Source organism: Hyphomonas sp., from assembly GCF_040882205.1.
Lineage (GTDB): Bacteria > Pseudomonadota > Alphaproteobacteria > Caulobacterales > Hyphomonadaceae > Hyphomonas.
On sequence record NZ_JBBEBT010000127.1, the window covers coordinates 1 to 5,339 of the forward strand.

Here is a 5,339-nt window from a genome sequence, read left to right on the forward strand (position 1 = left end):
CCGCATCGCCGCCATCCGCGAGGCCTACGAAGAGTCCGGCCTGATCCTCGCCCGCCGCCGCGCCGTGCGCGGTCCTGGCGCGCCGCTGGTCGGCGCCGAGATTGCGGAATTGCTCAGCCCCCATCGCAGTGCAGTTGACCGGGGTGAGATGTCCTTCCTCGCGCTGATGCGGGAACACGAACTCGTGCTCGCGCTCGACAGCCTCGTGCATTTCGGTCACTGGATCACGCCCGTGATGATGCCGAAACGCTTCGACACCCACTTCTACCTCGCGCCCGCGCCGCTCTGGCAGATCGCGGCCCATGACGGACGCGAGACGACCGATGCGGTCTGGCTGTCGGCTGATGAAGCGCTGGCGCAGGAACTCAATGGCAAGGCGACCATCATTTTCCCGACACGGATGAACCTGCGCAAGCTGACCCGGGCGACGTCAGTGGATCATGCGGTCAGCCAGTTCGGCTCGGAGCCTGTCATCAGTGTGCTGCCGAAAGTCGGTAAATCGCCGGACGGCGAGCCGTGCCTGTATATTCCGGAGGAGGCCGGTTATGGCCAGACGATGGAACTCCTGTCGCGTGTCAACGTCTGATCAGGCGGTCAGCCGCGCAGCTACGCGCCTTTCCAGTGCATCGCAGACAGCGTCCGCCACCGAATGGCTGGCGTCGCCTTCCGGCCCGGCCGCAATCGCGGCGCGGCAGGCTTCGACATGCAGGTTGATCAGCGGCGCATTCCCGCCGGGCCGCGTCTGCGACAATAGCAGGCAGAGCGACTTGCTGAGGCGCGCCACCGCCGGGAAGCCATAGGACGGTGCTGCCCCGGTAATGTTGTGCGCGGCGGTGTAGAGCTGGCGATAATCCTCGGCGCAGGCGCCCGGCTTCTGCGCTTCGCCCCACGTTGCGCGCAGGGCCTCAAGGTCCTTCCGCATCCATATCTCGAATTGTTCCGACAGGTTGTCCACGGCGCGCTCGGCTTCATCCGCCAGCGATTCGGTCGCTGCCCCGGTCAGTGGCGCGGCATAGAATGGACCACTGGTCTTTATCACACGCGAAATGTCAGGGGCGGGCACCGGCTGGAGGGTCCGGCGCGCAGTCACGGCAGAAAGCGTCATCTTAGAGAACAGTTTTCCGAACATGAATCAGGCCTTGGCTTGGACCTTCAGGCTTAATTGCCAAGCCTTAACGTTTACCTGACGCTGCCGGCGTGAAACGCCTTAAAAAGCAAACTGCTCGGTTAGAATGCGCTCGTCCAGGGCGTGCCCCGGATCGAACAGCAGCGTTAACCGCCGCGTGTGGTCTGCCTCGACTGTCACCCGCACGATATCGCGCACTTCCTGATTGTCCGCCGAGGCCGAAACCGGCCGCCGGTCCGGCGCCTGCACTTGAAACTCCACCCGCGCATCGTGGCGCAGAAGGGCGCCCCGCCAGCGCCGGGGGCGGAAGGCGCTGATCGGCGTCATCGCCAGCATGTTCGATCCGATCGGCAGGATCGGCCCATGGGCGGACAGGTTATAGGCGGTCGACCCCGCCGGCGTGGCCACCATTATCCCGTCGCACACCAGCTCTTCCATGCGCACCCGGCTATCCACCGTGATCCGGAGCCGCGCCGATTGTGCGGTCTGACGCAGCAGCGACACTTCATTGATTGCCAGCGCCCGATGTTCAGTCCCGTGAATGTCCACCGCGAACATTCGCAACGGCGTCAGGCTGGCCCGCTCGGCCGCATCGATTCGATCCGGCAGGCCTTCGGCCTGGTACTCGTTCATCAGGAAGCCAATGGTCCCGAGGTTCATCCCGTAGACCGGCCGGTTGTCGGTAAACCGGCGCCGGAGCGTGTCCAGCATGGCGCCGTCACCGCCGAGGGCGACCACCACATCGGCTGCTTCCTCCGGCACATTGCCGTATTTTGCCGCCAGCAGGGGCAGGGCATGCTGCGCTTCAGGGCGTTTAGAGGCGAAAAATGCGAGTTTCAGGTCGGCCATGGGCGGCATCTGCAAATGCTTTGAGCATGGCGTCAAGGACGCGCGCCGCAGCCGCGTAATCCGAACCTGACACGCCCGTCACCTTAATCTGGCGCGGCCGCCTGAGTTCGGTTAAAGTCACGCCGACATAAAGGGAGAAACACGAAAATGGCCGATGGAAGCCCCAATATCGATATCCGCAGTGCTGTAAGCGAAGCGGAATGGAAAGCCCGCGTCGATCTCGCCGCGCTGTATCGCCTGACCGCGCTCTACGGCTGGGACGACATGATCTTCACCCATATCTCCCACCGGATTCCGGGCCCGGAACACCATTTCCTGATCAACCCTTACGGTTACTTATTCGAGGAAATTACCGCATCTTCACTCGTTAAGGTAGATCTGGAAGGCAATATTGTCCAGGAAACCGACGCTATGATCAATCCGGCCGGCTTCACCATCCACTCGGCCATCCACGCCGCCCGCGAAGACGCTTCAGTCGTGATGCACCTGCACACCGATCAAGGCGTCGCCGTCTCCTCGCAAAAGGAAGGCCTCCTGCCGATCAGCCAGACGGCCATGATCGTGCGTGCAGACATCGCCTACCATGACTATGAAGGTGTTGCGCTGGACCTCGACGAGCGCGAGCGCCTCGTGGCTGACCTCGGCCCCAACAAGCACTCCATGCTCCTGCGCAACCACGGCACACTGACCTGCGGCGAAACTGCCGCGCTGACCTTCACACGCATGTTCTTCCTCGAGCGCGCCTGCAAGATGCAGGTCATGGCTCTTTCCGCCGGTCGTGACGGCGTTCTGGAGTGCGGCGAAGAGCTGCAGGACAAGGTCGCCGGGCAGGGCGGCCTCACCAAGCACAGCTCGGGAATGTCCACCCTAACGGACCGTCTGGTCTGGCCGGCCCTCCTGCGAAAGCTGGACCGCCAGCTGCCCGGATATGCCGCATAGGTATTTTTGCGGATAAGTCTAAGTAAACGCCGGGCCTAAACTCAGAACAGGCCCGGCGGCTCCTTGCGGAGCACCCTCACCAGTGAAAGTCAGCGTGCGGCAAATGAAGCATCTCAAATCGTTCGAAGGCGCCCTCAACAGCATTCGCGGCGAGGGCCGTTACCGGGTTTTCATCGACCTCCAGCGCCATCGCGGCCGCTTCCCCAAGGCCACCGCCCGCATGGAAGACGGCGAGCGTGAAGTGACGATCTGGTGCTCCAATGACTATCTTGCGATGGGCCAGGACGACGAGGTCATCGCCTCCATGCACGAAGCCATCGACAGCTTTGGTGCGGGCTCCGGCGGAACGCGCAACATTTCCGGCACCACACGCTACCATGTCGAGCTCGAGCGCGAGCTCGCTGACCTGCACGGCAAGGAAGCCTCGCTCCTTTTCACCTCCGGCTACGTCTCCAACGACGCGACCCTCTCCACCCTCGGTAAGATCCTCCCAAACCTGATCATCTATTCCGACGCGCTGAACCATGCCTCCATGATTGAGGGCATCCGCCGCTCCGGCGCCGAATACCGCGTCTTCCGCCACAACGATGTCGAACACCTGCGTGCCCTGCTTGAACTCGACGATGGCGCCCGTCCTAAACTGATCGCCTTCGAGAGCGTCTATTCGATGGACGGCGATTTCGGCCGCATGCAAGAAATCTGCGACCTCGCAGAAGAGTTCGACGCACTGACCTATCTCGACGAAGTTCACGCGGTCGGCCTCTACGGCGACCAGGGCGCCGGCGTTGCCGAAATGCTCGGTCTCGGCGACCGCATCGATATCATCGAAGGCACGCTGGCCAAGGGCTACGGCGTGATGGGCGGCTATATCGCCAGCCATGCGACTGTCGTCGATGCGATCCGTTCGATGGCCTCCGGCTTTATCTTCAGCACCTCGACCTGTCCTGTGATGGCCGCCGGAGCGCTCGCCAGCATCCGCAAGCTGCGCAGCGACGAAGGCCGCCGCCTGCGCGCCATCCATCAGCAGAAGGCCGCGCAGCTGAAAGAGAAGTTCCAGGAGCATGGGCTGCCGGTCATGGGTTCGCCTTCTCACATCGTGCCGCTGCTTGTCGGCGATCCGGAGCGCTGCAAGGCGCTGTCAGACACGCTACTGTTCGACTTCGGAATCTACGTCCAGCCGATCAACTATCCCACTGTGCCCCGCGGCACCGAGCGCCTGCGCTTCACGCCGAGCCCGGTACATGACGAGATCATGATGGACGAGTTGGTCGCCGCTTTGCTGGCCGTCTGGAAACAGCTGGGGCTGGATCAGGCCGCTTGAGGGGTTCCTCAGCGGCCGTTACCGCTTTTTTCCGAGGCCGATCTGCTTTGCATGGCGCGAACGCAGTTTGGCATAATTGGGCGCTACCATCGGATAGTCCGGCGGGAGTGCCCACTTCAAACGGTATTCTTCCGGTGTCATGTCATAGCGTGTGCGCAAGTAGCGCTTGAGCATCTTCAGCTTCCTGCCATCTTCCAGACAGATGATGTATTCCGGCGTCACCGACTTCGCGACTGCGATCGCCGGCTCCAGCTTTTCCATGGGTGCTTCGGTATGCTGCGTAAGGCCAGCGATGGCCGCGTGCACGGTCTTGATCAGGTCGGGCAGGGCGCCCGCCTGCAACGCATTGTTGGCGACGTACGACGACACGATTTCAACGGTCATCTCGAGCAACTCAGATTCTTCTAGTTCCTTCATGTGCCACCCCTTCCGGCCCTGTATTTTTACATTCAGGAAACAGAGATTGAAATGTTTAAGTGTAATCGGTGCGGCCCGTAAAGTATCTAACCTGTAAGTCTGTGAATATATTTGGGTTTTGTCAGTTATCACATAAATCTGATCATCAGATGAGCCCTGTTGCCCCGCAGGGCTCAGGCGCGTAAACACCCGGGGAACCGGACCCGGAGCAGTTCATGGCAGACTCGGCGCACATCCCACAAACCCTTGCAGGCGGCTTTTTTACGGCCTCCCTGGCTGAGCGCGACCCCGAAATCGCGGCCGCCACCGGCAAGGAGGCCACTCGCCAGCAGCACCAGATTGAGCTGATCGCCTCGGAAAACATTGTTTCGCGCGCAGTATTGGAAGCGCAGGGGTCAATCCTCACGAATAAGTATGCTGAAGGCTATCCGGGCAAGCGCTACTATGGCGGCTGCGAATATGTGGACATCGCTGAAGAACTCGCCATCGATCGGGCTAAGAAGCTCTTCAATTGCGGCTTCGCCAACGTTCAGCCGAACTCGGGCAGCCAGGCGAATCAGGGCGTCTTCCAGGCGGTGCTGAAGCCGGGTGACACCATCCTCGGCATGAGCCTCGACGCCGGCGGCCACCTGACCCACGGCGCCAAGCCCAACTTCTCCGGCAAGCACTATCACGCCGTGCAGTACG

Annotated in this window: 6 protein-coding genes and 1 pseudogene; 4 read left to right on the top strand and 3 right to left on the bottom strand. The window is 61.7% G+C overall.

From position 1 onward, the window contains the following. Positions 1 to 586: NUDIX hydrolase (locus tag WEA77_RS04870; protein ID WP_368066739.1), on the top strand; the 586-nt coding region annotated here is incomplete at its 5' end. On the opposite strand, the gene WEA77_RS04875 is transcribed toward WEA77_RS04870, so the two are convergent. Then, a complete protein-coding gene (locus WEA77_RS04875) occupies positions 587 to 1,105 on the bottom strand; it encodes a hypothetical protein (RefSeq protein WP_368066740.1) in 519 nt (172 codons plus the stop codon). Between the two features lie 102 nt (positions 1,106 to 1,207). Continuing rightward, the gene (locus WEA77_RS04880; RefSeq protein ID WP_368066741.1) at positions 1,208 to 1,975 is read right to left on the bottom strand and encodes an NAD kinase; all 768 of its coding nucleotides are present in this window, start codon (positions 1,973 to 1,975) and stop codon (positions 1,208 to 1,210) included. A 147-nt stretch (positions 1,976 to 2,122) separates the two neighbouring features. Between WEA77_RS04880 and WEA77_RS04885 the strand changes: the two genes are divergently transcribed. After that, positions 2,123 to 2,914, top strand: coding sequence for a class II aldolase/adducin family protein (locus tag WEA77_RS04885; protein WP_368066742.1), 792 nt, complete (start codon positions 2,123 to 2,125; stop codon positions 2,912 to 2,914). A gap of 103 nt (positions 2,915 to 3,017) precedes the next feature. After that, the gene (hemA, locus tag WEA77_RS04890; RefSeq protein ID WP_368066743.1) at positions 3,018 to 4,235 is read left to right on the top strand and encodes a 5-aminolevulinate synthase; all 1,218 of its coding nucleotides are present in this window, start codon (positions 3,018 to 3,020) and stop codon (positions 4,233 to 4,235) included. A gap of 18 nt (positions 4,236 to 4,253) precedes the next feature. Here the strand turns inward: hemA and WEA77_RS04895 are convergent, their stop codons facing one another. After that, on the bottom strand, positions 4,254 to 4,652 hold the full coding sequence (locus WEA77_RS04895) for a MucR family transcriptional regulator (protein WP_368066744.1): 399 nt from the start codon (positions 4,650 to 4,652) through the stop codon (positions 4,254 to 4,256). Between the two features lie 215 nt (positions 4,653 to 4,867). Here WEA77_RS04895 and glyA point away from each other — a divergent pair. Further along, positions 4,868 to 5,339, top strand: a pseudogene (glyA, locus tag WEA77_RS04900) (serine hydroxymethyltransferase); the annotation flags it as partial.

What these genes read in the sequence shown, in the direction of transcription:
- WEA77_RS04875 (WP_368066740.1), bottom strand. Translation starts at nt 1,105, where the DNA reads ATGACGCTTTCTGCCGTGACTGCGCGCCGGACCCTCCAGCCGGTGCCC.
- WEA77_RS04880 (WP_368066741.1), bottom strand. Translation starts at nt 1,975, where the DNA reads ATGGCCGACCTGAAACTCGCATTTTTCGCCTCTAAACGCCCTGAAGCG.
- WEA77_RS04885 (WP_368066742.1), top strand. Translation starts at nt 2,123, where the DNA reads ATGGCCGATGGAAGCCCCAATATCGATATCCGCAGTGCTGTAAGCGAA.
- hemA (WP_368066743.1), top strand. Translation starts at nt 3,018, where the DNA reads ATGAAGCATCTCAAATCGTTCGAAGGCGCCCTCAACAGCATTCGCGGC.
- WEA77_RS04895 (WP_368066744.1), bottom strand. Translation starts at nt 4,652, where the DNA reads ATGAAGGAACTAGAAGAATCTGAGTTGCTCGAGATGACCGTTGAAATC.